The 26241-nt window shown below is 52.2% G+C and carries 25 protein-coding genes, 2 pseudogenes and 1 riboswitch; of the genes and pseudogenes, 4 read left to right on the forward strand and 23 right to left on the reverse strand.

Annotated elements, in window-relative coordinates; translation table 11 throughout:
- The first annotated feature begins 221 nt into the window (after positions 1 to 221).
- Both AK2_RS09165 and AK2_RS09170 read left to right on the forward strand, forming a co-directional pair.
- The gene (locus AK2_RS09165) at positions 222 to 659 is read left to right on the forward strand and encodes a MarR family transcriptional regulator (protein WP_245632854.1); all 438 of its coding nucleotides are present in this window, start codon (positions 222 to 224) and stop codon (positions 657 to 659) included.
- Positions 652 to 1332, forward strand: a complete 681-nt coding sequence (locus AK2_RS09170; protein WP_067933549.1) for a CPBP family intramembrane glutamic endopeptidase — start codon at positions 652 to 654, stop codon at positions 1330 to 1332. Before AK2_RS09165 ends, AK2_RS09170 begins: the two co-directional genes overlap by 8 nt.
- Before the next feature lie 30 nt (positions 1333 to 1362).
- Here the strand turns inward: AK2_RS09170 and AK2_RS17790 are convergent, their stop codons facing one another.
- From AK2_RS17790 to AK2_RS09210, 8 genes and pseudogenes are all read right to left on the reverse strand, one after another.
- On the reverse strand, positions 1363 to 1665 hold the full coding sequence (locus AK2_RS17790; protein ID WP_369406134.1) for an MFS transporter: 303 nt from the start codon (positions 1663 to 1665) through the stop codon (positions 1363 to 1365).
- The gene (locus AK2_RS09180; RefSeq protein WP_083521030.1) at positions 1656 to 2672 is read right to left on the reverse strand and encodes an MFS transporter; all 1017 of its coding nucleotides are present in this window, start codon (positions 2670 to 2672) and stop codon (positions 1656 to 1658) included. The genes AK2_RS17790 and AK2_RS09180 overlap by 10 nt, the downstream gene beginning before the upstream one ends.
- 75 nt (positions 2673 to 2747) lie before the next feature.
- The gene (locus AK2_RS16875; protein WP_157076288.1) at positions 2748 to 3143 is read right to left on the reverse strand and encodes a hypothetical protein; all 396 of its coding nucleotides are present in this window, start codon (positions 3141 to 3143) and stop codon (positions 2748 to 2750) included.
- 188 nt (positions 3144 to 3331) lie between these two features.
- On the reverse strand, positions 3332 to 3808 hold the full coding sequence (locus tag AK2_RS09185; RefSeq protein WP_067933552.1) for a YbaK/EbsC family protein: 477 nt from the start codon (positions 3806 to 3808) through the stop codon (positions 3332 to 3334).
- A 129-nt stretch (positions 3809 to 3937) separates the two neighbouring features.
- Entirely contained in the window at positions 3938 to 4504 is a 567-nt protein-coding gene (locus tag AK2_RS09190; protein WP_083521031.1) for a class I SAM-dependent methyltransferase, read from the reverse strand.
- 211 nt (positions 4505 to 4715) lie between these two features.
- Entirely contained in the window at positions 4716 to 5918 is a 1203-nt protein-coding gene (locus tag AK2_RS09195; protein WP_067933555.1) for an MFS transporter, read from the reverse strand.
- Between the two features lie 141 nt (positions 5919 to 6059).
- Positions 6060 to 7031, reverse strand: a pseudogene (locus AK2_RS17450) (ornithine cyclodeaminase family protein).
- 116 nt (positions 7032 to 7147) lie between these two features.
- The gene (locus AK2_RS09210; protein ID WP_067933561.1) at positions 7148 to 7744 is read right to left on the reverse strand and encodes an FMN-binding negative transcriptional regulator; all 597 of its coding nucleotides are present in this window, start codon (positions 7742 to 7744) and stop codon (positions 7148 to 7150) included.
- 959 nt (positions 7745 to 8703) lie between these two features.
- Between AK2_RS09210 and AK2_RS09215 the strand changes: the two genes are divergently transcribed.
- Positions 8704 to 9222 carry a GNAT family N-acetyltransferase gene (locus tag AK2_RS09215; protein ID WP_157076289.1) on the forward strand — a complete coding sequence of 173 codons (519 nt, stop codon included), beginning with the start codon at positions 8704 to 8706 and terminating at the stop codon, positions 9220 to 9222.
- A gap of 117 nt (positions 9223 to 9339) precedes the next feature.
- Here AK2_RS09215 and AK2_RS09220 read toward each other — a convergent pair whose 3' ends face one another.
- The 11 genes and pseudogenes from AK2_RS09220 to AK2_RS09265 all read right to left on the reverse strand — a co-directional run bounded on the left by AK2_RS09220 (position 9340) and on the right by AK2_RS09265 (position 19738).
- A complete protein-coding gene (locus tag AK2_RS09220; protein ID WP_245632845.1) occupies positions 9340 to 10233 on the reverse strand; it encodes a PhzF family phenazine biosynthesis protein in 894 nt (297 codons plus the stop codon).
- A 159-nt stretch (positions 10234 to 10392) separates the two neighbouring features.
- A complete protein-coding gene (locus tag AK2_RS09225) occupies positions 10393 to 11247 on the reverse strand; it encodes a DMT family transporter (protein WP_169794763.1) in 855 nt (284 codons plus the stop codon).
- A 102-nt stretch (positions 11248 to 11349) separates the two neighbouring features.
- Positions 11350 to 11538: riboswitch (FMN riboswitch) on the reverse strand.
- 116 nt (positions 11539 to 11654) lie between these two features.
- Positions 11655 to 12422 (reverse strand): SDR family NAD(P)-dependent oxidoreductase, encoded by a 768-nt coding sequence (locus AK2_RS09230; RefSeq protein ID WP_067933573.1) that lies wholly within the window; start codon positions 12420 to 12422, stop codon positions 11655 to 11657.
- A gap of 19 nt (positions 12423 to 12441) precedes the next feature.
- Positions 12442 to 13284, reverse strand: a complete 843-nt coding sequence (locus AK2_RS09235; protein ID WP_067933576.1) for an SDR family NAD(P)-dependent oxidoreductase — start codon at positions 13282 to 13284, stop codon at positions 12442 to 12444.
- A gap of 89 nt (positions 13285 to 13373) precedes the next feature.
- Entirely contained in the window at positions 13374 to 13952 is a 579-nt protein-coding gene (locus AK2_RS17455) for a zinc-binding dehydrogenase (RefSeq protein ID WP_067933579.1), read from the reverse strand.
- Between the two features lie 57 nt (positions 13953 to 14009).
- Positions 14010 to 14387: pseudogene (locus AK2_RS17795) on the reverse strand (alcohol dehydrogenase catalytic domain-containing protein); the annotation flags it as partial.
- A 27-nt stretch (positions 14388 to 14414) separates the two neighbouring features.
- Positions 14415 to 15404 (reverse strand): transketolase family protein, encoded by a 990-nt coding sequence (locus AK2_RS09245; protein WP_067933581.1) that lies wholly within the window; start codon positions 15402 to 15404, stop codon positions 14415 to 14417.
- Complete coding sequence (locus AK2_RS09250; protein ID WP_067933583.1) at positions 15401 to 16294, reverse strand: transketolase; 894 nt, start codon at positions 16292 to 16294, stop codon at positions 15401 to 15403. The genes AK2_RS09245 and AK2_RS09250 overlap by 4 nt, the downstream gene beginning before the upstream one ends.
- Positions 16295 to 16307: 13 nt before the next feature.
- Complete coding sequence (locus AK2_RS09255; RefSeq protein ID WP_067933585.1) at positions 16308 to 17171, reverse strand: SDR family NAD(P)-dependent oxidoreductase; 864 nt, start codon at positions 17169 to 17171, stop codon at positions 16308 to 16310.
- 54 nt (positions 17172 to 17225) lie between these two features.
- Positions 17226 to 18398 (reverse strand): Rieske 2Fe-2S domain-containing protein, encoded by a 1173-nt coding sequence (locus AK2_RS09260; protein ID WP_169794764.1) that lies wholly within the window; start codon positions 18396 to 18398, stop codon positions 17226 to 17228.
- Positions 18399 to 18496: 98 nt separating this feature from the next.
- Positions 18497 to 19738 carry an MFS transporter gene (locus AK2_RS09265; protein WP_067933589.1) on the reverse strand — a complete coding sequence of 414 codons (1242 nt, stop codon included), beginning with the start codon at positions 19736 to 19738 and terminating at the stop codon, positions 18497 to 18499.
- A gap of 631 nt (positions 19739 to 20369) precedes the next feature.
- Between AK2_RS09265 and AK2_RS09270 the strand changes: the two genes are divergently transcribed.
- Positions 20370 to 21155 (forward strand): COG4705 family protein, encoded by a 786-nt coding sequence (locus tag AK2_RS09270; protein ID WP_067933591.1) that lies wholly within the window; start codon positions 20370 to 20372, stop codon positions 21153 to 21155.
- A 225-nt stretch (positions 21156 to 21380) separates the two neighbouring features.
- Here the strand turns inward: AK2_RS09270 and AK2_RS09275 are convergent, their stop codons facing one another.
- From AK2_RS09275 to AK2_RS09295, 4 genes are all read right to left on the reverse strand, one after another.
- Positions 21381 to 22994 (reverse strand): MFS transporter, encoded by a 1614-nt coding sequence (locus tag AK2_RS09275; RefSeq protein WP_067933593.1) that lies wholly within the window; start codon positions 22992 to 22994, stop codon positions 21381 to 21383.
- A gap of 98 nt (positions 22995 to 23092) precedes the next feature.
- Positions 23093 to 23647: a PadR family transcriptional regulator gene (locus AK2_RS09280; protein WP_067933596.1), complete on the reverse strand. Its 555-nt coding sequence runs from the start codon at positions 23645 to 23647 to the stop codon at positions 23093 to 23095.
- Between the two features lie 1293 nt (positions 23648 to 24940).
- Positions 24941 to 25270 (reverse strand): chaperone CsaA, encoded by a 330-nt coding sequence (gene csaA / locus AK2_RS09290; protein WP_067933598.1) that lies wholly within the window; start codon positions 25268 to 25270, stop codon positions 24941 to 24943.
- Positions 25271 to 25381: 111 nt separating this feature from the next.
- Positions 25382 to 26230, reverse strand: a complete 849-nt coding sequence (locus tag AK2_RS09295; protein WP_067933600.1) for a sugar phosphate isomerase/epimerase family protein — start codon at positions 26228 to 26230, stop codon at positions 25382 to 25384.
- Positions 26231 to 26241 lie beyond the last annotated feature (11 nt).

Genomic DNA, 26241 nt, shown 5'->3' on the forward strand with positions numbered 1-26241 from the left:
GTATGTTCCCTGCCATAGACACAAAAAAGCCATTGAATTCTACGAAGGATACCCCATAGACTCCACCGTAGGTTGAACCACGCAGGGCAATGACGTTCCCTTCCGTCGACACAGTTACACCTGTACGTGGCAGAGACAAACCAACCATTGCATAGGTGCTTGACATTAATATCTATAACGATGTATCTATATAGATGTTTATGAGGTGAGGAACCTTGGATATGTCCGATGTATATTACGTCGCCCGCAAACTGCGGGCCTGGGTGGAAACGGATGTTTTGAACGGGACATCTGCTGCAAAGTTACCGTTCTACCACTACATTGTCCTTCGTGACATCGTGGAGTCTCCAAACACAACCGTACAGGAGATATCTAGACGATTGTCGATGGCTCAAAGCATGGTTTCCAAAGCTGTGGCCGAGTTGCATAGGCAAGGGTTCGTAACCAGCTCGCCGGACAGAAGGGACAGCCGTCGCCGTCTTCTTTCCCCTGCCACCACAGTACATGAATTTGTGACATCACGACTATCCAAACCCGTCGAAGGAGACTTGTATGGGCTTCTGAAAGGATTGACTCCGCAAGAACAACGTGAGGTGTTGCATGCCCTCGAGATCCTGCACTCCATCTTCAAAGACCGGGAGGACACCAGCGGTGAATAACAAACCGATCCGTTATGTTTTCATTGCAATATTCAGCTGGGCACTCATTAGTGGACTTGCCGAAGCGGCCTCCATTCCCCTTGCTCCCCTGCATCACACTCGTTGGTACTTTGTTCCTGCGTACGTGTCGCATGCCGTCATCCTTGTCGGTACGTTGATACTCTTCAGGTGCATGAAAATCATACTGCCGACATTTACTCTTCGCCCCAACGGCGGAACCCTGTTTGTCAGGACAATATCGTACTTTGTAGTGATGGGAATTCTCTTCGGCCTTTTCGGACCAAAAATCAATGTCCATGCGGCACTCTCCACCGGAGAATGGATATCGGCGTTGCTCTGGCTAGTATTTGAATTTGGGATTGTTGGTTGGACAGAGGAGTTGCTGTATCGAGGAGCGTTGCAGAGGCTCTTCAATCTCGGATTCTCAAACCGAACTGTATTGGGAACTCGGGCAGGAGTTGTGTGCGCAGCGATACTGTTTTCCATTGATCATTTGGGAAACGTGACCTATCAATCTCCCGGTGTCACCGCAACTCAAGCCATTGGTGCCTTGATAATCGGGCTTTTGTTGGGACGCTATTATGATCGAACGGACGACCTTGCTGGCGTTGCCTGGATGCACAACATTCTTGATGGACTGATGGTGGTCGTACCTTGGATCACGATGCATTAGACCGCATACGTGTCCGGGCCTTGCGGCTGCTCAACAAGATCCCGCTTGATTCGGCTTCTGGGCCGCAGTTCGCCATGCTCCTCGCATCGATGTAACAATGAGGCCGAGTAAAACCGTTGCAAGGCCTCCAGCGAGGATGGTCATTCCCGCCCCGATACCCTTCACGATCACGCCGCCGGCAAGTTGCCCGACCGGCAGCCCGACACTGGTAATCGATTGCATCACCCCATATACCTTTCCGCGGTGCCTGTCGGGAATCAGTTGCTGCTGTAAGGTTGCCGACAAGATGTTATACGGAGCAAACGTAACGCCGCCAAGGAACATCAGGACCATGGCCTGCCATGGGTGTATGGACAACCCGATGCCGCCGCTGAACACCCCCCCAGCAAAATATGATCCCGGAGATGATTACCCGCAGCGACCAGTTCGGGCGCAACCAGGTCCACGCCAGTGTCCCAAGCAGTGACCCAACGGCGAAGCTGCTCCATATCACCCCCAATGTTGAGGCCCCGGCATGGAACACACGGGAGACCAACACCGGGAGCGCCCAATGGCCCGTAAGTCAGATTGAAAAAGAGGGTAACAATGACAAGGAGCAACAATAGCGGAATCCGATAGAGATACTTCCATCCGTTCAACTGTGGCTCAGATCCAGTCGTATCATCCTGATAATTGGAGGCAGCGTATCGAGGGGCCGGAATCAACAGGAGTGATAGCACATAGAGCGCATAACACGCCGATGTAATGGCCAATGTGATTTGTGCCCCGAGCAGGCCGACCAGAACGCCCCCGAGCGCAGGACCGAACAGTGTCACAAAGCTGATACAAAGTTGGGAAAACCCATTCGCCATCTCCAGGTCATCTGAAGACACGATGTTTGGCAGGATGACACCTCTCCCAATCATCGAAAGAGGAGATAATGCTCCGGCCAGTGCCACGATGACCAGCAGCAGTGGAAATGATAGAACATGTAACCCGTAAAGCACCGGAATCAGTACGTACAGTACCCCTTGACACAGGTTGTCCAACATCATGAGTGCCCGCCTTGGAAGCTTATCGATAAAACAGCCAATGAATGGACTCGTCGCCATTCTTGAGATGGGAACCACGGCGAGCACGAGACCGATTTGAGCCGCTGAACCCGTGGTTTGCAAGACGAACCAGGTGAGGGCTATCGTGCTAAATTGAAGACCCAATTGAACAATCGTAGATCCCGTCCAGTAGATCAAGAAATAACGGTTCCTTAATAGTCTCAGATATAACATGATACTGGTCTTCCGCCCCCTCCTTCGTTTACAACAGAGTTCACGTTGCGGCAACTGCTCTCCCATACGCCGCATTGACCATTTGTATCAGCCCACTTATCTCTGAGTCCAAACTATTGGCGGCTGTCAAATCAGCACGTGAAACGGTGTTCACCTTTGTCGGTGTGCGTCACCTCGCTCGTTTTCATGAATTCCACAGCGTGAACCGCGTGAACCATATAATAGACGGGCACGCAAACGAGCGATGAGCACGTTTCTCAAATACACAATGAGAACACCAGGCACGAACGTAAACAGCAGATACCAAAAGCACAGGTCTATCCCGATGCCGAAGTTGTCTATTTTACAAAACCAGACTGTGACGAGGCAGAAAACTGCATCAGACAGCACCAGATAACCGATATTGCCCCATAAAACACAAAATACGTAGCCAAGAATATAGGCTCCAAGAAGAGAAAGTGTTGTAAATCGAAAGGCTATCAACATCAATACCTGAAATAAGAGCAGAATGACAATCTGGGTTGGAACGTGACGGTAGAACCTCAAGGCAACACCCCCTTTCCCTTCAGTTAGTAGCAGTTTATTTTGAATATAATGAAAAACCGGAACACAGCGCCCACAGGTATCAGTCTAAAAAAGATGTCATAACGGAACAGAAACTTGATCTACAGTTTCCAGCATCCTTCCGCAACGTCGAAGGCAGGATATGGCCTCATAGCAGATTCACGTATAACCTATTTCACCGATAAGGTGTGTCCATTGGTCATTTTCACTAATGCCTGCGGTGTCAATTGAAACACAGCCTTGGGATGTCCAGCCGCTGCCCAGATCACGTCATACTGGAGCAGATTGTCATCAATCAGGGTTTCCAGCGGCTGCGCATGACCAATGGGCGGTACGCCCCCGATAACGAAACCTGTGTGCGCTCGTACGTAGTCGGCATCAGCCTTCTCCAAAGGTTCCTGTAGCCATTCACCAATACAGTTCTCATTCACACGATTGATACCACTTGCTATCACCAGTAGCGGTAAGTTTGAATTCTTACGTCGAAATACAAGAGATTTTGCGATCTGTGCCACGTCGCAGCCTATGGCAGCGGCAGCCTCTGCGGCCGTACGTGCACTATCAGGGAGTTCCACAATGGTGTATGGGTATCCGAGTGCCTGAATGGCACCTTGTACTCTTTGAGCGCTAGGCTTTAAGGAATTCATGCCTATCAACTCCTTCCCAGGAATTTTGCTCTTATTTTGAGCCAACGAAGGCCGACAGTTCAAAACACCTGAATCAATAGACGTAGATAAATTAATATATTTGAGTTATACCAATATTGTCCTTCGGGATCATATTATTTTCTTTCGAAAAACATATCCGTCGAAATAACCACGAGCATCCTCGTATGATACATACTCAACCAATTCGAGCGCTTTATTCAAATTTACAAACTCTCTTTCCCCATAGCAATATTCCTCTGGAAAGTTCCTTTCAGCATGTTGCCGAGCGTTGAACGAAGTCATGAGCAGTATGCCGTTCGGGCGCAAAACCTGAAACATCTCTTGAAAGGTATACAACGGAGGCTTGAAATGAATGACGATGATGTTGTCAAACGGCCCCAGGTCAGAGAGCGAGCCTTCTTCTCTCAAATCTCGCTGGTAAGTGTTTACGAACAACTCTTGTTGTGCAGCAAAATGTGTCAGGCGCCTGAGACCCTCGGCAGAGAAATCAACGCCCGTCACAGCGAATCCCTTCCGAGCCAGATAAAGTGCGTGTCTGCCGTCTCCACATGCAATGTCGAGTACCGTTCCTGGACGAAGAAGATGTCGGCGGTTCACCAGAAAGTCCTCCGGTTGAGACAGGTTTGGACCTCGACGACTGTATTTTTCGTTCCAGCGCTCCTGTTCTGGCGTCACTTTTTATTCACTCCAAATCCTATAGTTGGAAATTTACAGTTCGTGAGACAGACCCGAGCCACCGTTGCACAACTCAGTTTTTCGAGTTTACTCCTCTGCTTGGTGTTTCGTAAGCACGCCGAATCAATGAACTCTCCCCAAAGGATATTGGCCAGATGGGACAGAAGCCCTTTTGAGCCCCCTGCCCATCTCGTTTGTTCACGAATTCACCTTAGACTGCCCGCAGGCCTCGACACGCCAACATGCCCATTCCGAGCGTTAAAATTGTTATACCCGTCGCACCAATCCAAACCGATGGGTGTATCGTCTGTAACACGACTCCACAGAGTGCCGATCCGACTGGAACACCGATACCAATAATGGATGTTCGAATTCCGAACACCCGGCCACGCAGGTCATCCGGCACCAGCTTCTGCACTATCGTTCGTGCAAGTGGTGCATAAGGTCCAAAGCAGAAACCCGCAACCCACATGAGTATTATCGGTAGCCATAGGCCACGTGCCCAAACCATCGGGATGAGGCTCATACCCATCCCAGCCACCATCACACTCATCCAGAAACCGTGACGCCCATTCATACGCACGAATCCCACCAACGCAGTCCCCACGATTGCTCCGAAACCATATCCGGTCCACATCATCCCGAGCATAGGGCCAGTCTGATGAAGTTCCTCATGCACGAACAGTGGAATGGATACATCCAACATTCCATACGTGATATTGAGGAACAATGCGATCAGCGTGATCGCCAATACAACACGCATGGAAAATAAAGCCTTGGCGCCGTTTTGCAAAGCAGTCGTAAAACCGCCTTTTCCGCTGCTGATTTCCGCCCCACCAGTACGCCGAATGAAGGCTAGGCAAAGAGCACAGACCCAACAAGACAGGCCATCCGCCAGAATGGAGAAAGGAGCCCCCACAGAACTGATGAGGATACCGCCAAGGAGCGGGCCGGCGAGATATGCCGCTTGCCACAGTGTTTCGTCCCAAGCATTGGCTTCGGACAACATGTCGACCGGCACGATTTCTGGTACAAACGCCATCGCTCCGACCGTAGTAAAAGGAGCTAACATGCCGGCGCACACCAACATCCCGCATAGCAGCCAAAACGGAAGAATGTGTGCCCAGTGCAGCATGGGAATGGATACAAAACATAATCCCCGAAGGATATTGTCCATCACCATGAGCCGCTTGCGGAAAAGCTGATCCATCAAGACGCCGATGAAAATGCCGACGCCAACACTCGGTAATTCATAGCACAACCCGGCCAGCCCCATCTGAACTGGGGACTTTGTAAGCAACATCACGAACCAGAGGAGTGCCAACCATCCAATCTGGTCACCCAATGTGGAAATGCCCGTGCCAGCCGTTAAGAACAGGAAATCCCTCTGCCGCAAAATCCGACTATATCTCATCATTATCACCTCAAAGGCCCCGTATGGGAGGCCAGATTTTTCTCCACTTACGGGGCTGTGCCCCTGAGGCGATCAAATGGGACGTATGCGTGTATTGATCATGACCGTGCCTCCTATCCGAAGATATATCTCCCCCCATCATCACCCTATTCCGAGTACGAGTGCTCGTTGATATACATGCCACGCCCCCACCAAATCTTGAAACGGTAATCCAACACCGCCAAATATGGTGATATCGTTGTCTGATTGTCGTCCGTCCGCATTTATCAAAATCTCGCCCACTGTACTTATCTTGAACTCACCCCGGTCTGAAAACGTATTGAGCGCTCCCGCTCGCACGGCCTTTTCTCTATCATCACAGAAAAATCGCCCGTCACGAATCAGCTCCTCCGCCAGTTCCACCTTACCCGGTTCGTCAGCACCGAGCGTGGTGATGTGGGTGCCTGGTCGTACCATGTCTGAGAACAGTATCGGACTTCGAGACCACGTGGCAGTAATGACAATATCCGCATCTTCGACCGCCTCTCTAACAGATGAAGCGACGCCGCAATCCATACCTTCCCGGCGTCGCCGATAGGCATATTGTTCCGCCCGGTTGGTGTCGACGTCATAAACGGAAACCGATTGGATCTCACGAACATGTCGAAGATAATGAAATTGAGTTTCCCCCTATACACCCGCCCCGATTACAGCTACTTTGCGACTATCCTTCCGAGCAAGCACGTCCGTTGCCACCACTGCGGCCGCCGCGGTTCGATGGGCTGTAACAATGGGGGAATCCAAGACAGCGAGTAGTTGCCCGTTCCTTGCATCGAACAACTGAATGACGCCTTGAATCGCCGGCAGCCCCTGCCTGGGATTCTCAGGGTACTTGGCATGTACTTTCACTGTGTAAGCCGAAATCCCAGGCACGACACCCGGGACTAAAATCATCGCCGACGCATTGCTTGGCGCTCCATCAACGGATGAAAGATCTGCTCTGATTCGCTGCGGTTTCGGTGCGGCACAGCGGTTTTGCTGTGATATCGCTTCAAATGCCTCTCTCATCTCTCGGATAAGTTGCCTTTCATCGATACAGGTTTTTACATCTCCCTGGCTTAACCACAGTGTCATTCTTCTCTACCACCTCTTGGTTGCCTGTGTAGACAGCGGCGTAATCCTTTCCATGCGCCAATCCGGTTCTTCGACAACCCGGACCCCAAATTGTGTCCAGTTCCTCTCAAGGCGTTTCATCGTTCCTGCATCAACTGAGCTATACCTTGAGCGCCGGTCTCCACAGATTGGCGCAGCTTGGCAATGACTCGCTGCTTGACCTCGACTGGCTTATTCTGGCTGAGTTTTGCCGCACCTTCCACACTCGTGACGTCGATCCGAAAGCCAACGATGGCTTTCATCATGTTCCGATAGAATGGTTCGTCGACTTGGGATGGTACATCTGAGTCCGGTTCGTAAAATCGCACCATTCTCTCGAGCAGGTCGCTCAGTTCCTCATCACGGTCCATCACAGTGCACTTACCATGCACATGTACGGCCACATAGTTCCACGTCGGCACGGACGCAGGCACTTCGTACCAAGCAGGAGAAATGTAAGCATGCGGTCCTGGAAATATCACCAACACTGACTGCCCATTCAGGTTCCGCCACTGCGGGTTCGCCTTGGCCATATGGGCAAGCAGGACGTTTTGCTCAGCATCGTAAAGAAATGGTAGATGGGTAGCCAGCGGTCGCCCGTCACAGGTGCTGATCAGGATGCCAAAACTATGGGCATGAATGAAGTTCGTGATTTCCGTCGGATCGTTCATCTCAAACGGCTTCGGTATGTACATGCGCTCACCTTCTCCGTAAATATGCAGTCATCGTACTTCAATCCACTTCCGATGTCTCCAACCAATTTGTGTAGTGTGAGATTTCGCAGGAATGAACTTCTCCAAAATATCAGCGACTCAAACTCGCCTCCGTCGTGGAAGACACAAATCTTCTCAAAACCTGCATCCGCCATGGCATGATGGTCATGCCGGGAGGCGCATATGGAGCGGGGCGTGGATGGGTGCAATTGACATACGCTCGTGCTACTGAAGTGGACCTTGTGGAAGACATCGCCCGACTACGGCCGACGCTTGAACACCTTATGGTTTGAAACAAACAACGGACAAGATCTCCCAATGAAGCAATCTGGCTCATTTCGAAGAGCGCCTATTCACCCAAGAGCACGAATGGATCGATCCGCCGACCTCATTACGGCCTCCTTGGCACTGTTTTGAACAACTCGCTCGAACCGGAAACCATAGAGACGTTCAAATCCGAATGGCTCCAATATCGATTTGATACGCTCGATTTCTCTCGCGGGCGAAAGGATCACGTTCGGGTAACTGTACATGAAACTGACCCACTGGACGCATCACCCATTCACGGTCTTTCTCATGTAAATAGATGGGGCATCATGTCCAATATATTGCCGCTCGTCCGCACATATGGTACAAACCGCTGGCGGCGCGTCACTCGGAGCATACTGCGTACCGCACGTCACGCAAATCTATTTCGTCATGGCAATCACCATCTACTAGAAACGATGATATTCTTATACTATCATTCGCCTGTCAGTGAATGTTGTCATTCGGATTGAAGACAATAAAATTTGGGGTGCATATGATTTTTTCCCCATGCGTGACATTTCACTTCTACCGCCTTCATTATAGAGGCTGGGAACAGACACAGGAACAGGGAATGGGAATTTGCGACATCCAGTCAGGAATCCATATAGGGAGGATATTACTTGGAGGCCCGTATGAATACATCATCCCCCTTTGCACTCGTGCGAACGGACAGGCTCATCCTTCGCACCCCACGTCATGGTGACGAAAGTGCGGTCTTCGCCATACATGCCAATCCAGAAACCAATCAACACAATCCTGCCGGCCCGATGAGGGACCTGACGGAAGCACAGGAGTGCATCTCTCAGTGGATAGACGATTGGTCCGTGCATGGAATCGGTTATTGGTGCGTTTCCACGCTGGATGATCCGCAAATCATCGGCGTCAGTGGTGTCCGAGTCATGGAATGGTCGGGACGCCAAGTTTTGAACCTGTACTACCGATTTGCACCCGATGCTTGGGGTAAGGGCTATGCGACCGAGGTGGCTAGGGAAGACGTTAAAGTGGCCAATAGCTACCTGCCGGGGCTGCCAGTAATTGCTCGGACACGCTCAACCAACCTTTCGTCCATGCGGGTAGCGGAGCGAGTCGGACTCGTCCGCCGACCTGACTTGGATACGTCCGAGCACGTTATGTACGCCACCTGGTGGTGAAGGTCGACTGACTTGGATGGAGTTTTCATCCCTACATATCCCAGAAAATTCCAGCCTAGATGAAGAATCATGAACATAGCAACGAGTAACACGGCAGTAGAAATGAGCCCCTTTAGTTTAAACCTCCCATTCACCTCTAGCAATCATCTCAACTTCTCCGCCAACCAATACATTGTAATCAGTTCCCGTCTTACTGGCCTTCAAATAGAGCAAAGAAGGTCTTTGTATTTCATATCCCTGCTCGGAGCGAAGATCAATCGTGTCACTCCCAAAATACTTGTGATGGACTAAGCAAGCCGCCAAACAACCATTTGAACTTCCTGTCGCTGCATCTTCAGGGATGCCATAATACTCAGTGAAGGCACGCACATTTAGATCGTTCTCAGTATGATAGGTTTCTTGAGAAAAGACCAACATTTCCTTAGCTTCTGTCCCACTAATCAGATCAAAGTATCTGTCCTTGTTGATCTTTACGGATTGAACTGCACATAAATTTCTGAGGGGAACCACGATGACTGGCAATCCAGTTGACACTTCCTGGATGGGAAATTTGTCGTCAATAGCATCTGTTGGAAGACTCAAAACGTCAGCAATTTGAGTTACATTGAGCACTTGCCCAAACGTAGGAGAATTTTGTCTCATCCAAAATACATCATCAATGTAGGTAACTGGAATCTGACCTGCTTTGAGATTTAGTTTTAGCAGGTTGGTTTTTCTTTTCAAAACTTCTTCTCTTAGTACAAAAGCCGCTCCTAAAGTGGGGTGACCAGCAAAAGGAATCTCTTCAGTTGGCGTAAAGATGCGCACATCATACCCGCCATTGTTCTCCTGACTTGACAATATAAATGCCGTTTCCGAGTAGTTTATTTCTGCGGCGATTTGTTGCATATCCAAATCGGACATACTTGATGCATTCACAAAAACGGCAAGTTGATTCCCCGTATATTTGCCCTGTGAGAATACATCGACAATGTAAAATAGATGATTAGCCACAATAATACCCCATTTCACCTAAAGGATACCTGCTACACCCCTTCTCGCAAAGAACGCATCACACCGATGGTACTTGACTATGCACGGACCATTCAAGCCGACGTAGGTAGATATGCGATGAGCGAAGATCCATGGCCGACCACCCCCCGTCCTAGTTTCATCATGCTTCTTGTCTCATCACCCGAACATTCCAAGCAAGATCACTCCGAGTGTAATCATCCCCGCCGCCATGATCCGGCGACGACCTTGACCTTCTTTCAGCACCAAGATGCCGAGGACCGTTCCGAAGACGGTCCCGATCTCCCGCATGGGCGCCATTTGTGCCACTGAAAGAATGCGAAGCGCCAGCAGAAACAACAGATATCCACCGGGTGAGATGATGCCGCCAAAAATGATGGTTCGCCAATTGGCCTGCCACTCGGCACCGATGGCACCGGACTTGACCGCCAGCCACGAAAGCGCCATCAGGTTCCCTAGATTGCTCGCATCGTTCAGTGTCACAGCCGGAATGTAATGTAGCGTGATTTTATCGAGCGTGGTGTACGAGGTGATGGACAATCCGACCCCCAGCGCAAGCCATGTGGTCTTTGGAGCAATCGATGACCCGTGGGTACGGCGGACCAATCGCCAGTTGCCCAGAATCCATATGCCGGCCACAACGCATCCCACACCCAGCCATCCTAAACCCGTCAGTCCCTCGCCCAGGACGAACACCCCGATAAGCGGCACGAGCAGTGGACTGATCCCACGCATCAAGGGATACACCTGAGAAAGGTCTCCGACACTGTAGGTTTGCGACAGCAAGATCACGTACAAGCCGTGCAGTGCGGACGTGATCGTAAGAAACAGCCAACCTTTAGGGGGCACCACGTGATGCTGAACAGCGATGGCAGCCCACGGCAGATACACGATCACGGCCACCCATTGCAGGCACCAGAGGAACACAGCCTTGTTCAGACTCTGTTTGGCAAAAAGGTTCCAGATGGAATGAAGCAGCCCAGACATGGTAACAAAAAACACCGCAACGGCCAACAAAATGAGCCTCCTTTCTGGAGACTCTTCAGGGTACATGTGCAATGCTGAACAGGCGTTTTATGGCGACGCAAAATTAGGATCAAGACGCTTGCTCTGCTTGCTAACCTTCTTCCATCCGGACTATACCGTCGGCACGGGATTCTCACCCGTTCGTGCCTGCGGTTATCAACGACAAGGAAAGGTGAGTGTTGATAACCTCGGGCTCGTGGGCTTAGCAGACCATCTGCATCACCACCGGTCGGGAATTGGCCAAAGAGATACCGGCCTCACCCTGCCCTGAAGGTCTATAGAATTATTCTAAAACGATCATAGAGAATTTTTAACACAGATTCCACGCCTGATTTAGGGTGGTTCAGTAATTTTCCAAACGGTTAACGGAGGGACGCAGCGAAATTTTTTCATCACTAACAATTCAATCCCCCATCAATAACGGTGACCGTACCGGTCACATAGCTCGCCTCTGGGCTCAGCAGCCAGCAGACCGCAGCCGCTACATCTTCTGGACTACCCAACCGCTTCATTGGAACCTGGCGGATCATGTTCTGTGTGGTGTCCAAGCTGGCTTCTGCACGAGGCAACTGCGAATTGATTGAATGCAGCATACGAGAGTCAATATAGCCGGGGGCCACCGCATTTACTCGAATCCCCCATTCGGCGCCTTCGAGAGCGGCATTACGAGTGAGACCAATCACTGCGTGTTTCGACGCGACGTACGGAGCGAGCCCAGGTCCACCGCGAAACCCCGCCATGGAGGCGGAGTTCACGATGGCTCCGCCTGTCCCCTGTTTCTGAAATGCCTTCATGACCTCCCGCAAACCTAAGAACACGCCGCGTGTATTCACAGCCATCACAGAATCGAAATCAGCCAGGGACGTTTCTGTCAGAGGACAGACTTTACCTTCCACACCCGCGTTGTTAAAGAACAGGTCGATCCGGCCGAACGCAGACAGGGCTTGCTCAACGTACCCTTGTACTTGATGTTCGTCCGTTACATCCGCCCCCACCAACAAGGCGTTTGGGAACTCGTTTGGGTTCGTCGACTGAACGACTTCCATCTTATCCACCAACACCAATTGAGCGCCGGACTGATACAACCTTGCGGCCACCGCACTGCCAATCGCGCCAAAGGCACCCGTGATGATGGCAACTTGATTGCGAAAATCATCGGACATCCGTTCATCCTCCTGTCATTCATGAACCTGGATTGAGATTGGGGACTCCGGCGAAAATTTCCGTGACGCGACTTTCAATCTGTGGGTTCCATTCATCGTCTGTGAGGATGTAAAACTGGTTGTTGCGAATTCCTTGGACTAAGATGTCAGCGACCTGTGGGGGCGCCATACCGGACGCTAGTCTTTGATGCATCTCCATTCGAATTTTCCGCCCCTGCTCCAACTCTTCTACTTTTGCCGGCCGTTGTAGTCGAGGCGGCCGATTCCGGCTGCCTAAGAATAGGTTGGTGGCAATAATTCCCGGACAGAGAACCGATACATGTACATGTGACCCTCTGCGATCCAAATCATTGCGTATCGTCTCCGTATAGGCCAAGACAGCATGTTTGGATATCCCATACATATTCGCACCGCGAACTAATGCTGTCATCGAGGCCGTGTTGACGAGGTGACCTTCATCCTTATCGAGAAGAATGGGTAAAAACGATTGTACACCGTGAACGACGCCCCAAAAGTTTACCCCCATGGTCCATTCCCAGTCGCTCGCATCGGCTTCCCAAATGTAGCCGTCCAGGTAACCTTCCACACCGGCATTGTTAATCACCAAGTCAACAGTGCCGAATCGGTCCAACGTCATGTTGGCGGCCTGTTGAACTTGGTCGGGGTCTGACACATCGACCGTCATGGCGATTACATCCGTCCCCACCCGCTCGAGTGCTTGGACAAATTCATGCAGAGGTTCCTGCTCAACGTCGGCCAAGACAAGTTTCATGCCCTCTTGGGCAAACCGTTCGGCAAACGCCCGGCCCATGCCACTTGCAGCACCCGTAATAAATGCAACTTTGTCTTCGAAACGATGCATCCTTGTCTCCTCCCATTCCGCTAAACACCTGAATCGTCTAGAGGTTGTTCGGATCTTGGGTCTTACGTAATCCCTCCGGAAATGCATGCCTAGGTGAGCCGAGGGTTAATCCGGATTTTGACCGGCGGGTTTGCGCCCAGCAATTTCTCAAAAGCGCTCGGTACCTGATTGAGGGAGATTTGTTCGCCCACCAATGACCCTGGGTCAATGAGGCCAGTGCAAATCAATTCGTGCGCCTTTTGAAACGTGTCCGCATCGAAGGCACAGCTGCCAATCCAATGTAGCCCTTTTGCCACAACCTGCGATACCGCCATAGAAAACGGCAGTGAACTCAAACCCACCTGAACCAGGCGACCACCGAACTGCAACGCGGATAAACATGCCTGTACGCCCGCAGGTGCACCTGAGCACTCAAAAGCTACATCGAAATCCTCAAAGAAGTTGCCTATATGAGATGGGACGTCGATAGCAGTCGCGTCAATCACTTCATCGGCACCAAACGCCTTGGCAGCTTCTCGGCGAGTTACGGACCGCCCGACCGCGACAACCGTACGCGCTCCCTGCTGCCGTAAGGCAAGAATCAGGTGCAGCCCAATTGGCCCCACCCCGTATACAAGCACTTCTTTGTTCGCAACGCCGCCGGACAACTCAACGGCCCTAAGAGCCACAGCCAATGGCTCCACGCAGGATGCGTGCTCTGGATTTGCATAGGCTGGGATTCGGCACAACTGGTCTTCAGGAACCACAACATACTCCGCGAACGCTCCAGGAGCATTGATGCCCAAGTTCGGACGGTGACGACAGGCAAATGGCATCCGCCGTCGGCAAGCTGGGCAGAAACCGCAGCCCCCGATTGGATTGACCGCAACCAAGTCGCCACATTTCCACTGTGTAACCTGTGGTCCGACTTCAGCAATTTCTCCCCAAAACTCATGCCCTAAAATCATCCCACGCGGCCCAGAACGAGATGCGACCCAATGAACATCTGACCCACAGACCCCACAGCCCCTTACGGCCACCACCACCTCATGTGGGCCCGGCATCGGATCAGGAATTATGCAGACTGCCAAATCTCCGCCATCGGACAACACCACCGCCCTCATGCCACCACATCCTCAGCAAGAAAGGGTCTACCGCAGTACCTCGTTGACCTTAGCCACAATCCCGTCCACGGACACACCGTACCTCTCCAATAAATAAGAAGGAACCCCGACCTCCAGGTCCTCATCCGGTAGGCCCACGCTCGCCAAAGGTACGGAAATCCCGTGACGGGCCAACGTCTCCGCGACGACCGTCGCCAGCCCCCCGTTGACGCTGTGCTCATCCACCGTGATAATGGCCCGAGCGGTCCGGGCAGCTTGTGCCACGGTCGTGTGGTCAAACGGTTTCAAGAACACTGCATCCATGACACATACCGAAATCCCTTGCTGTTCAAGCACGTTCGCCGCTTCCAGGGACTTTCGTACCCCAATTCCGGTGGCCACGATGGTCACATCAACCCCGCGTCGAATATTTAAAATTTTTCCCCAAGAAACCTCCGGAGGCTTTGGATACACCAAATCGTCAACCCCTTCACTCAGTCGAAAGAAAACCGGACCTGGATGTTCCGCGGATGCTCGCAACAAGGCAATCGCCGAGTTCGGATCACTAGGGGCAATCAAGGTCAGATTGGGAATGGTTCGCAGAATTGCGATGTCCTCAATGGCATGGTGACTCGCACCAAAAAAGCCCATGGCTAATCCAGAGAGAAAGGCCAGAATGCGCACTGGTAAGTGGTTGTACGCCACATCCGTCCGAATCTGCTCAGCACATTTAATCGCTCCAAACGGAGCCATGGAAATGACGTACGGGATTAGGTCACATGCTGCCATGCCTGCAGCCGCGGATATTGCGTTCGCTTCGGCGATGCCAAAGTCAAAGTATCGGTTTGGAAAGTGTCTGCGAAATTCAGCGACAGCGGCTCCCATATCTGCGGATGTCACTACCACTCTTGTGTCCCGTGAAGCCAATCCGATAAGTTCTTGGATGACGGCCGTCCTTTGCGATGAAGGCACAGCCGCCTCGTGCTCTGTAAACACATTCGCCATCCGCTGCGTCGTCATCTGCGTACTTTCTTTCAAGCCAATCCCCCCGACATACCGATGCCAGTTTGCAGTTCTCGCAAAACCCGCCTCTTTTCATCCTCCGAGAGCACGCCGAGATGCCACTGTTGTGGCGCCGTTTCCATGGCGACGACCCCTTTTCCTTTTTTTGTACGAGCAATGAGGCATACCGGCTTCTCGGTTTTAGAGTCTCGAACCTCATCGAACGTATGGAGGAGTGTTGGAAAGTCATGACCATCGACTTCACGGCAGGTCCATCCGAAAGACTCAAACCGGGTGACAATAGGTTCTATGTTCATAGCGGAATTCGTCGGTCCGCCGCCTGAGAATGCGTTGGCGTCGACAATCGCGATGAGGTTCCCTAGCCTGTAGTGACTTGCCGCCATCGCAGCTTCCCAAACCTGACCCTCCTGAACCTCTCCGTCACCCAGAAGCACGTAAGTACGATAATCTTCTTCCTTTAGCTTGGCTGCTAGGCACATCCCAACCGCAACAGATAGATTGTGCCCCAGTGAACCAGAACTAAAGTCCACGCCAGGAACCACCTTCATATCCGGGTGATCCGTCAGTGGACATCCCGGGTGGCCGTAATGATCTAACCAATCTTGCTCGAAGTATCCAAGGTCCTTAAGAATTGGCCATAAAGCTACCGCTACATGCCCTTTCCCCAATAAAAACCGATCCCGGTGCGGCCAGGCTGGTTCTGACGGCTTGAGTCGCAATGTGTGGTAATACAAGACACAGAGGATTTCAACACAGGAGAAACTGCTGGAGTAATGCCCAAGACCGGCCTCGTCTATCAATTCAACGATGCGCATTCTCAACCAACGAGCCCGCTCCTTGAGATCCTGGACGGATACGTTGCGGCCACGTTCGAGAATTTTGGAGCCAGGTTGCACGACTCCCATCCGGTTCACCTCTTTATTCTGACCATTGGTCCTGCTCGAGGTCCTGGGCATCACATTGACTGAGGGCTAAAGCTCCACCATCTATCGCATATACACCGCCAGTTACAAAACTGGCAGCCGGCGAAGCGAGAAACAATGCAAGCCCCTGGATCTCGTGCGGCTCTGCCCAACGCCCCAATGGAACCGTTCGATGAAAAGCTTCGACCACGTGCGCAGGCCTGGGCCCAGGGCCGCCAATGTTCGTGTTAAACGGGCCCGGTGCAATCGCATTGACCCGGACCCCAAATGGTGCCAGGTCCAGAGCGGCTTGGCGTACAAGATTGACAACAGCAGCCTTCGCGGCAATGTAGGCGTACCCGACAATCGGCTCTGCCCGCAATCCAGCCGTAGAAGCCGTCACGATAATGCTGCCAGCTCTGCGCGGTCGCATCGCGCGTGCGGCGGCCTGCATCGTCCAAAACACGCCCTCTAGGTTAATGGCGATGACTTTTTTCCAGTCATCGCGCGAAAATGACTCTAACTTCCCTTCTTTCGACCACAGATTTCCTCCCGTCCCAATCCCGGCGTTCGCAAACACTGTGTTGATAGCCCCGTGTTCCCGTTCAATCCTTTCGAACACCCGGTCAACCTGCTCGGCGCTCGCGACGTCGAGTTCCATGGAGAACGCCTGCAAACCTGCGTTCCGCAAACGGTTGGCTGCACCTTCGAGGGCGGCTGGATTGACGTCTGTCAGGACGACCCGAGCACCACACTCTGCCATGATCTCCGCCATCGCTAGACCAAGGCCGCTGGCTGCCCCCGTGACAACGACTACCTGATCTCGAACATCGAACATTCGTTGAACTGCGGCGTGAAACGTTGATGGAAAGTCATTCATGGAGGGCACATCTCCTTCACAACGGTATCCCATCGTGCTCATATTCAATGCAATTTATCTCAACACCACTTCCCTGAACTTATCTCGCCAATCTGCATTTCCCGGCATATAAAAGGTCTTCGTTCTGATCTGGGTGTAGTCAATCTTTTTATCCTGTGCAAAAGGCGGCTTCCCCTCCCGGAAATCATCGAGTGATTTTAAGAACATCCGCCGCATACGAGTTATCGCGACATCCGTGGATCCTAAGTACTCCTTCGTCCGATCGACAATCGGACCCATGCTCTCTTCTACGATAAAATCTTCAATAGGAATACCATGCACACCAGACCAATGTCCGTGCTTCATCAACTCTCGGTTCTGGAGCCAACGATTATCGAACGTTCCTTTCGGATTGTAAAAATTGTTTGGATCCGATCCGATCATCGATTCAAAGGATTTGACGGCCTGGTCGGTCACCGGCTCGTATGGGTTGTAAGAGATATACCATTGGGCGACGTTATAATCATCAACAGGTGCGGACATTACACAAACCTGTGCCGGCCCTGGTTGTGGAATATAGGCGTGCCAAGGTACGATATATTCGGTTACACGCACATATTCCAAACCTCCCTTCGTCTTTCGCAGCGCGGCCGCACGGAAGCCATAAGGCTGGGGATCGATATCGTAGCGCGGCGCTATGTCCTCAAATTCATCTCCCTCGGCCACGATTGGGATATGCGATTTATGCAGGACTCCCACATGAGCGGTATCAATTAATGCTTCCAGACCCTGCAGCCAGTTTACTTGAACATAGGCCACCCATGACCTTACATGGCTGTTAGGAAGCGTGGTGAATTCAAGTGCCGGGAATTCAGGGACTTCACCTTCCCCAAGCCACACCCAAACGATGGTTCCTGCCTCCTTGACCGGATAACTCTTTAGCGGAACTTTTTTGGCAAAAGCCTCCCGGTGGTCTGCAGGCTCAGTTGGGACGTCTATCGTCTGCCCATTGTTGCCAAACTTCCAGCCATGGAATATGCACGTTAAAGCGCAATCTTCATTACGGGCAAGCAACAAGGAGGCACCGCGGTGAGGACACCTTTCGTCAAAGATGGCAACCTTCCCATCCGTACCGCGAAAGGCAACAAAATTTTCACCAAATAAACGCACCCGAACGGGATCGCCATCCGCTACCAGAGCTTCAGAACGAATTGCGGGCACCCAGTACTGGCGAAGCATCTTGCCCATCGGGGCATCTCCTTCCACCCTGGTCAACAACTCATTTTCCTCTTTAGTAAGCATTCAACAATCCCTCCATTACTTATCATACTTATTTATAGTAAAAATTAGCTGCTTACGAATTCAGTGTCTGCTGCATCCGTTCTCTGTGCCCTTCTGGTGTTTGTTTCAATGACGAAAATGGCGATAAGTGCCGAGAGGATAAATACGACCGCAGAGATCATCTCTACGATTGGCAATCCGTAATGATCGGCCAAGGAACCGGAAATTGCCGTTACAAACGCGCCGATCAAGGAACCGATGCCCAAAATAATCGCACTGCCCGTGGCCGTGAGACTAGAAGGCATGGATTCGACGGGAATGATACTCGCATGAAACACAGTCATCGAGGTGATTGTGCCACCAACTGCTATGAGAACAACCAAAGTGATAGTACTTGTCGGGAAAAAATACATGAACAATGGTGCCACGGCGCATACAAGGTAAAATATCACAACCGCAGGTTTTCTCCCTGTGTAGTCCGAAATTATCGGAATCGTAAATTGCCATAGTATACCAACCAATCCCCACAACGACCAAATGTAACCCATTCTTTGTGGGGAAAGGTGTGCAACTGTGGTTAAATAGAGTGGACCAAATGCGGCAAATATCACCAAGCCGCCCATGAACGCAATGCATATCAACACACACAAGATAAAGTTCCGATATTTAAACAGTTCGACGAGGTTCCCGCGACTTAAATCAAGGCTTCTGATTTTCACATCCCGCGGAGATTCCCGTGCGACAATCCATATGATGAATGTCAAAACGAAACTTGGGATACTGATCAGGAGAAACGCCATGTTCCAACTCGTAATAGCAACCAATTGTGTGACCATGGTTGGACCAAGAGTCGCCGCAATGACGGAGGCTCCTGCATAGACAATCCGCACGTTTCGTCCAAATCGATGTGGACTTGATGATAACCGAATCATGGTGATCGCAATCGGCATGATTCCGCCTTCAGCCACGCCAACCAAAAAGCGCATAATGGACAGGGAGGTGGAGGAGTGCGCGAATGTTGTTAAACCGGAAAATATCGAGGTCAAAAGGACAGCTACGACAACCAAAGCCTTTCGGTAACCAATTCGGTCCGACCAAATCGCTACCAATGGACCAGCGATGGCACTGCCAATGGCTTGCCACATGTTTATCAGCCCGACTTGACCGTTGGATAGAGACAGCGCTTTGACCATATACGGGGTGATAATGGATAGAGCTAGTTGATCCAAGAAGATAAATCCCCACATAAAGAAAAACAGGATGGATAAACCTAACGCGTAAGAATCGAGATTCTTGCAATTTTCCATTCAGGGCCCCTTCCTTTCGCTCCAGGAACCGCTTTCATGCTTCGCCACGTTTCAATTGGTATAAGGAACAGATACGAAGACCTCCCCCTGTCTCTTTACACTTCTGGTTACGAACACGAACATTTTCGATGTTTTCTCATCCTCGGGTGTCACCTCCCCCTATACATAGGTTCAACATCCATACTCAATCCGCATCCATGGCCCGCAGTATGCTTCACAATATTGTATACAATAATATTGTGAATATTATTCGATTTATTGTCAACACATAATTTAATTCGTTAATTATGAATTTTATTTATAGCACATTAAATCGAAAACGCGTTTTCCGGGAAACGGAGTCATATATGGCCGGCACCGTCTCTGACGACGGCACCAGTGCCGAAATGGCACCATGTCGTCCGTGTCCAGGTTCGGCAACTGCTAGAACAGGTACTTCGTCTGCTTCAAACGCAACAGTAGGATGATAGAGCATACAATTTGCCTACTGTAAGTGCTGTTCTCTTTTGGGAGTCCGTCAGACCCCCGGTTGTCTAGAGATTTTTTTGAGGTTACCTAGCTATAGTCCGTTGAGTCGGCTCCTCGCAGCTATGGAGGTTGATTCCGGAGAATTGGGGGAAAGAGTTAGCCTATGACTAAGTCCTTATCGGTCAAGGTTCCGGAAATTACGGTTTACTTCTGGATTATCAAGCTCCTGACCACTGCAATGGGCGAAGTGACCTCTGATTATCTCGTCTACCATATAAATCCGTTCATTGCAATCGCGCTCGGCGGAATCGGTCTTGTGGCCTCGTTGATACTGCAGTTCTCTGTGCACCGATATGTGGCATGGATCTACTGGTTAGTGGTCATCATGGTCAGTATATTTGGCACAATGACGGCGGACGCGGTACACGTTGGATTCGGTGTCCCTTACTTTGCATCAACCGCATTCTTCGTGGTCGTGCTGACACTTATTTTCTTAACTTGGTATAAGGTTGAAAAGACACTGTCTGTCCATAGTATCTACACTCGTCGTCGTGAGGCTTTTTACTGGGCCACCGTCATGGCAACGTTCGCACTCGGCACCGCTGCGGGAGATTTGACCGCCACGACCATGCACTTGGGTTATTTCTCCTCAGGGATACTGTTTGCCGTCTTGCTTGCTGTCCCAGCTCTAGGTTCCTTGTGGGGCTTGAACAAGATTTTCGCTTTCTGGTTCGCCTACATCATGACACGTCCGGTAGGCGCCTCGTTTGCCGACTGGATCTCGGTATCTCATAGTAGCGGCGGTCTTGGACTGGGAAAAGGTCCGGTTAGCCTTGGCTTGACGATTCTTATCATGGTGCTTGTCGGTTACCTGACGGTTACTCGGAAAGATGTTCAGACCGAATCCACGACGCCTTATCCCGCCTTTCACCGGGCAGCACGACAGTAATCCGCCAACTTCCTTGATCCGGGTGTCCTGTGTAAATGTCGTCATGCTCGAGCATCCGGATAGCGACGCTGACGGCGACCACCAGATCCCGCATCACCGGGAAAAGAGGCGCAAGAATTTCCCCCAAGTGCATCAGAGCTTTTAAGGACGACTGGCGCCAGCGAGTCGCGGCGCCAGTCCCTTACGTGACCGCATAGGGTCCCGCGGCGACATTCCCCCACGGCTTCAGTGCTTCAAATCCTGCCGGCGCACGAGAATGACGACCGCGACGAAGCCAACACAGAGGGTGACGGCAGCTGCCCACAGGATGTCCGCCGTGGCGGTCGCAAAGGACGTCTGAGCCAACGTGGACAGCTTTGGGAACAACGGGTTGTGGGTGTACGGGTTCGGTTCTCCTCGGAGGCCCGTACTGCCCGCAATGGTTCCGGCGGATTGAATCCCCTTGACGATGCTTCCCTTGGCCGAGTCCGACAGACCCGGCGTTCGCAGCGCCGCGACACCGCTCTGCACCAAGGTGTCGTAGCGCTTGGACAAGAGTGCACTGAGGAACGCGATACCAAACGCCAAGCCGACCTGACGGCAGACGTTGTTTGCACCCGAAGCCATACCCGCCCGGTAAGGCTCCACAGTACCGACCGCGATGGCAGAGATTGGCGGATTGACGACACCATTGCCGACACCTGCGACAATGAATGCGGGAAGCAGCCAGACCCACTCTGACGGAGTCGATACACTGCCGATACGCGTCATAAGTAGGACGCCTACTGTAAGCAGGCCCATGCCGGTTGCCAATACCCACTTCGGTCCAATCTTGTCCGTAAGCCGTCCCGCCAGCGGAGCACCGACAAAGACCAACCCACTCATCGGCAAGAAACGAAGCCCTGTGTCCAACGCGCTAAAACTTAAACGGTTTTGGAAGAACATCGTAAGGAAGAAAAACAGTGCGTAAAATCCAGCCGACAGGGTGAAACCGGCAATCGCTGCACCCGTGAAGCTCGGATTCTTGAACAGGCGAGGATCCAACATTGGATGCTTGAGCAAAAGCTCGCCTACGACAAACGCCACCAATGCGACCAACGCGATACCGAAGAGCGTAAGGATGTAAGGCGACGTCCATCCTTTGTCCGGATGGTTGACCAGGATGAACGCAAGCACGAGACAGAACAAGAACACCGTCACGGTGACAAGACCATACAAATCAATGCTCCTCGGGGCACGTTCGTCCCGTGACTCCGAAATCGCCCAAAGCGACAATGCGATACCCACGACGCCGATGGGCACGTTGATCCAAAAGATGGACTGCCAGTTCACCTTCTCCACCAGGACACCGCCGACGAGCGGACCAATGGCGGTTGCAAGACCACTCACGCCCCCCCAGATGCCAATGGCCGTACCACGCTCACGCCCATGGAACGTCGCCGAGATGATGGCGAGCGAAAGTGGCGCCATCGCCGAACCGCCGAGGCCCTGAACGGCACGTGCGGCAATCAGCATTGCAGAGTGGGACAGGCCGAACAGGTGAATGTCTCCAGACAAAGCGCAAAGGAGTGATCCAAGCGAAAACACGGCAAGGCCGCACATGAACACCCGTTTGCGCCCAAAGATGTCACCGAGGCGTCCACAGGTGACAAGCGCAACTGCGAAGACCAGCGTATAAGCGTTAACCACCCATTCCAGATCGTCAAACGGTGCAGTGAGATCGCGTTGGATGGTCGGAAGTGCGACATTGACAATCGTCACGTCAAGGAGGGCCATGAAAAGACCGAAGCATACGGCGGCCAGCGCCCACCATTTGTGTCCGGCTTGAACCCGTAGATCATTTCCTGATGCGTGTGACATTTATCTGCGGTCCTCCTTATGCGGAGTTTACAGGGGATGATTAGATTTTCTATATTTTCCAGGTTGTAGAGTTTGAGCATCCCCGAGACGACGAAATGCTAGTCTCTGGCTCTGGCGGCGTCCGACTCGGTATGCACAATCTCGTCCTCCACCCATGCGAGATCCGCGCGGACGATGTGGATCTGGTGTGCGATAGCCCGCAAGACGTACGGTCGTTCTCGGTCGCTGATGTCTGGGTGCGATTCAATAAACCGCTGGCAGTACGTGACCCGATCCAACTCCTGCTCCAGACAATCGTGATAGTTGCGGAGCACCTTGAGCCGAACGTCGGCCTCGACGTAACCGAACTTCGATAACTTGATGCGGAAGACAATCTCGGCGTCCGGCCCCGGCTCAATCGGTTCATCCATAAGCTCAGCGAAGCGTTGCCGGCCCCGGTCTGTGATGGAGTATACCTTACGTGGCCGACCTGTCTCTGCGCGGTGTTCCTCCGTGTGCTCGCGAATGAATCCATCCGACGCCAGCTTGCGCAGCGCCGGATAAAGGACACCGAAGCTAACTTGGCGCCCGAGTTGGTTGGAAAGAATATTTTTCAGGAGGTAGCCGTGCAACGGCTTATCCCAGAGCTCGCCGAGAACGAACAGTTCGTACACATCCCCCACCTCCACACCGTCGCCCAGATCTGATTTGTTCCCTGATATATCCCCCTGATATAACAATATGATATATCAATCCGATATAACAGCGCAAGAAAGAAGACGCTGGGCGTCTGTTCACTATCAAGCGAATTCAGGTCAAATTCCCCAAGGCATATACCCTTCGACAGGACAATCCCTCAAACATTCTATGGACATCGAGAGGTGAAGACCGATGAGAGGGGGGAGTTCTGATGTACGGGGTCTTTGGTGGATATACCCGTTGGGCCGTGGTATTCCTGATCATCTTCGTTCTTTTCTTCTTGTTGGTTCCTGGATACGGATACGGCGGAGCAGGCACAACAACTCCGACTGTGTGTTAGCATGTGCGAGAACAAGGTGTCCACTTAAGGGCATCTTTTTCTCTTATAGGAACACGATTCCTTATTGGACACCGACATGATCTTGAAAATGGATGAAACGACCCAATTGCAAATGAGGAGGAAAAGAAAATGTATCACCCACTTTATCCTGTCGCGAGGCGTCTGGTCGGCCGACCAGTCAATGCCCACCATGTCAACGGCAGAATTTACTGTGGTTATCTCCATTCTGTGACAACGAGCGGGATTTATATGATTCCCTACAGCACGACTGGAATGAACATGACGGGTTCAAACTTAGGGATCAACCACGCCATTCGAACGTGTGATTCAAGCGAAAGGGATGAATTGGTCTATTCACCGTTGGCGTATTTCGGATTCGGGGCCTTGACTGGGCTCACATTGGGAGCACTGGCAAGTCCGTTCTATTGGTGACAAATTGGTATCCCATGGGGGGCGACTCATGGCCGTGATGCCCGCCACGATGCTGCCGCGACTGCGAGGCGCGTGCACCGCACCGTTTCGACGTCCGGATCATACACGGCAGGGGCGATGGTTCCCGCATTCAGGCATTCACGATAAAAGGCTCCGTGAAAACGCGGGAGAAACGCGCGAAACACCTTGCCTGTCACGGTATGGAGCGGCATGTCTCGCGAGGTCCATGCATTCACACGCTGCACCGGCGAGCGCAATCAACTCCCGTCCTATCGACCAGCGCGGCACCCCGTCTTCATGGCGAATCAACACGCCGTCAGAAACGGCTCGTTGTCCGCGCCCCCGTTGTCGGGCGCAGACATGACCGCAGCCATCCGCGATGGGCGACAGCAGATGGAAACCCCGGAGCCGGAGCCGGAGCCGCCTCCGCCTCCACCTTCCGCCCCGATGCAGGACCGTTCCAAATAGGTCACAAGTGCAAACATCGCCGCCCTGGCTATGCAATGGGGGTGCCGTTTTCAACTGCCGCATCTGGTGCAAGCAGCACCACATCTCCCTTTTCGGGTATAGCGCCCAGCACCAAGACCTCCGAGACAAACCCCGCGATGCGTTTGGGCGGGAAATGGACCACCGCGACCACCTGACGCCCTTTCAGATTGTCCGGCGCATACCGTTTGGTGATCTGAGCGCTGGAACGTTTGACGCCCAGCGGGCCAAAATCAATGGTCAATTTAATGGCCGGTACACGCGCTTCCGGAAACGCCTCTGCTTCGATGATGGTACCCACGCGTAAATCCAACTTCGTAAAATCCTCAATCGTTGCCATTGTCCGCAGCCTCCCGTGCAGATGTGTGTCTACCACGTCGGACACGTTCGTGCAAAGGCTTCGGCCCTTTGCACGAGCGTGTGTTCGTGGAAAGCGGTGGAGAGTAACAGCCTAGAGACGCGTTTCACTCACCGGGATCCCCAGGCGTTTCTCGACAAAGTCGCGGCACACGGTCAAACTTTGCCGTGGTGTGCTGGTGGACTGGTCGATTTCAACTGTGAGCCAGCCGTCGTAGCCGATGTCCTGCAAGCACTGGATGATGGGCGTGAAGTTCAATGTGCCCAGACCGAGCTCGCAGAAGATGGGCAACGCTTCGTTCCCGGACAAGATGGGAAACGACTCGACATCCACTTCATCGGGCGTCACATCTTTCAGATGGACGTACGCGATGCGGTCCTGATAGCGCCGGAAAATGGCTTCCGGATTCATACCGGCTTTGGCCAAGTGCGCTGTGTCCGGGCAAAAATACACATATTTTGGATCTGTGAGTTCCATAATCACATCCAGTTCCCGCTCGTCCTGAATCTCCGTGCCCAAGTGGGGGTGCACACATGCCTGGACGCCCAGTTCCGCGCAGCGCTTCGCCGCTTCATTGATCGTCTGTGCCGCTGTCTTCAGGTCTTCCAACGGCGTACCGCCGGCCGCACGCGGGCCCTTGGGGCCAAACACAATGCGGTCGCTCCCGTTTTTCGCGAGGAATTCGGCGACACGGGTGTTGTACTCGATGACCTCCAATTGCTTAGTTTTGTCGCTGAATCGGCCGCCTCCATACAGGGCGGAGAGGACAAATCCGTACCGGTGCAGGAGTTCCTGAAACTCTTCCACTCGCTCTTCATACTGAAGCGCAATGTGGGTAAAGGTTTCGCAAGCGCGAAAGCCGAGCGAGGACGCCTCCTCTAAGCCGGTGATGAAATCTGCCCCCCAGGTGATAAGGTGACATGAAACCTTAGGACTGGACATGGCCGTTCCCT

It is taken from the genome of Alicyclobacillus kakegawensis NBRC 103104 (genome assembly GCF_001552655.1).
Taxonomy (GTDB): Bacteria; Bacillota; Bacilli; order Alicyclobacillales; family Alicyclobacillaceae; genus Alicyclobacillus_G; species Alicyclobacillus_G kakegawensis.

What these genes read in the sequence shown, in the direction of transcription:
- AK2_RS09165 (WP_245632854.1), top strand. Translation starts at nt 222, where the DNA reads ATGTCCGATGTATATTACGTCGCCCGCAAACTGCGGGCCTGGGTGGAA.
- AK2_RS17790 (WP_369406134.1), bottom strand. Translation starts at nt 1,665, where the DNA reads ATGGTCCTGATGTTCCTTGGCGGCGTTACGTTTGCTCCGTATAACATC.
- AK2_RS09180 (WP_083521030.1), bottom strand. Translation starts at nt 2,672, where the DNA reads ATGCGGCGTATGGGAGAGCAGTTGCCGCAACGTGAACTCTGTTGTAAA.
- AK2_RS09185 (WP_067933552.1), bottom strand. Translation starts at nt 3,808, where the DNA reads ATGAATTCCTTAAAGCCTAGCGCTCAAAGAGTACAAGGTGCCATTCAG.
- AK2_RS09195 (WP_067933555.1), bottom strand. Translation starts at nt 5,918, where the DNA reads ATGAGATATAGTCGGATTTTGCGGCAGAGGGATTTCCTGTTCTTAACG.
- AK2_RS09210 (WP_067933561.1), bottom strand. Translation starts at nt 7,744, where the DNA reads ATGTACATACCGAAGCCGTTTGAGATGAACGATCCGACGGAAATCACG.
- AK2_RS09215 (WP_157076289.1), top strand. Translation starts at nt 8,704, where the DNA reads ATGAATACATCATCCCCCTTTGCACTCGTGCGAACGGACAGGCTCATC.
- AK2_RS09230 (WP_067933573.1), bottom strand. Translation starts at nt 12,422, where the DNA reads ATGTCCGATGATTTTCGCAATCAAGTTGCCATCATCACGGGTGCCTTT.
- AK2_RS09235 (WP_067933576.1), bottom strand. Translation starts at nt 13,284, where the DNA reads ATGCATCGTTTCGAAGACAAAGTTGCATTTATTACGGGTGCTGCAAGT.
- AK2_RS09250 (WP_067933583.1), bottom strand. Translation starts at nt 16,294, where the DNA reads ATGGGAGTCGTGCAACCTGGCTCCAAAATTCTCGAACGTGGCCGCAAC.
- AK2_RS09255 (WP_067933585.1), bottom strand. Translation starts at nt 17,171, where the DNA reads ATGAATGACTTTCCATCAACGTTTCACGCCGCAGTTCAACGAATGTTC.
- AK2_RS09260 (WP_169794764.1), bottom strand. Translation starts at nt 18,398, where the DNA reads ATGGGCAAGATGCTTCGCCAGTACTGGGTGCCCGCAATTCGTTCTGAA.
- AK2_RS09265 (WP_067933589.1), bottom strand. Translation starts at nt 19,738, where the DNA reads ATGGAAAATTGCAAGAATCTCGATTCTTACGCGTTAGGTTTATCCATC.
- AK2_RS09270 (WP_067933591.1), top strand. Translation starts at nt 20,370, where the DNA reads ATGACTAAGTCCTTATCGGTCAAGGTTCCGGAAATTACGGTTTACTTC.
- AK2_RS09275 (WP_067933593.1), bottom strand. Translation starts at nt 22,994, where the DNA reads ATGTCACACGCATCAGGAAATGATCTACGGGTTCAAGCCGGACACAAA.
- csaA (WP_067933598.1), bottom strand. Translation starts at nt 25,270, where the DNA reads ATGGCAACGATTGAGGATTTTACGAAGTTGGATTTACGCGTGGGTACC.
- AK2_RS09295 (WP_067933600.1), bottom strand. Translation starts at nt 26,230, where the DNA reads ATGTCCAGTCCTAAGGTTTCATGTCACCTTATCACCTGGGGGGCAGAT.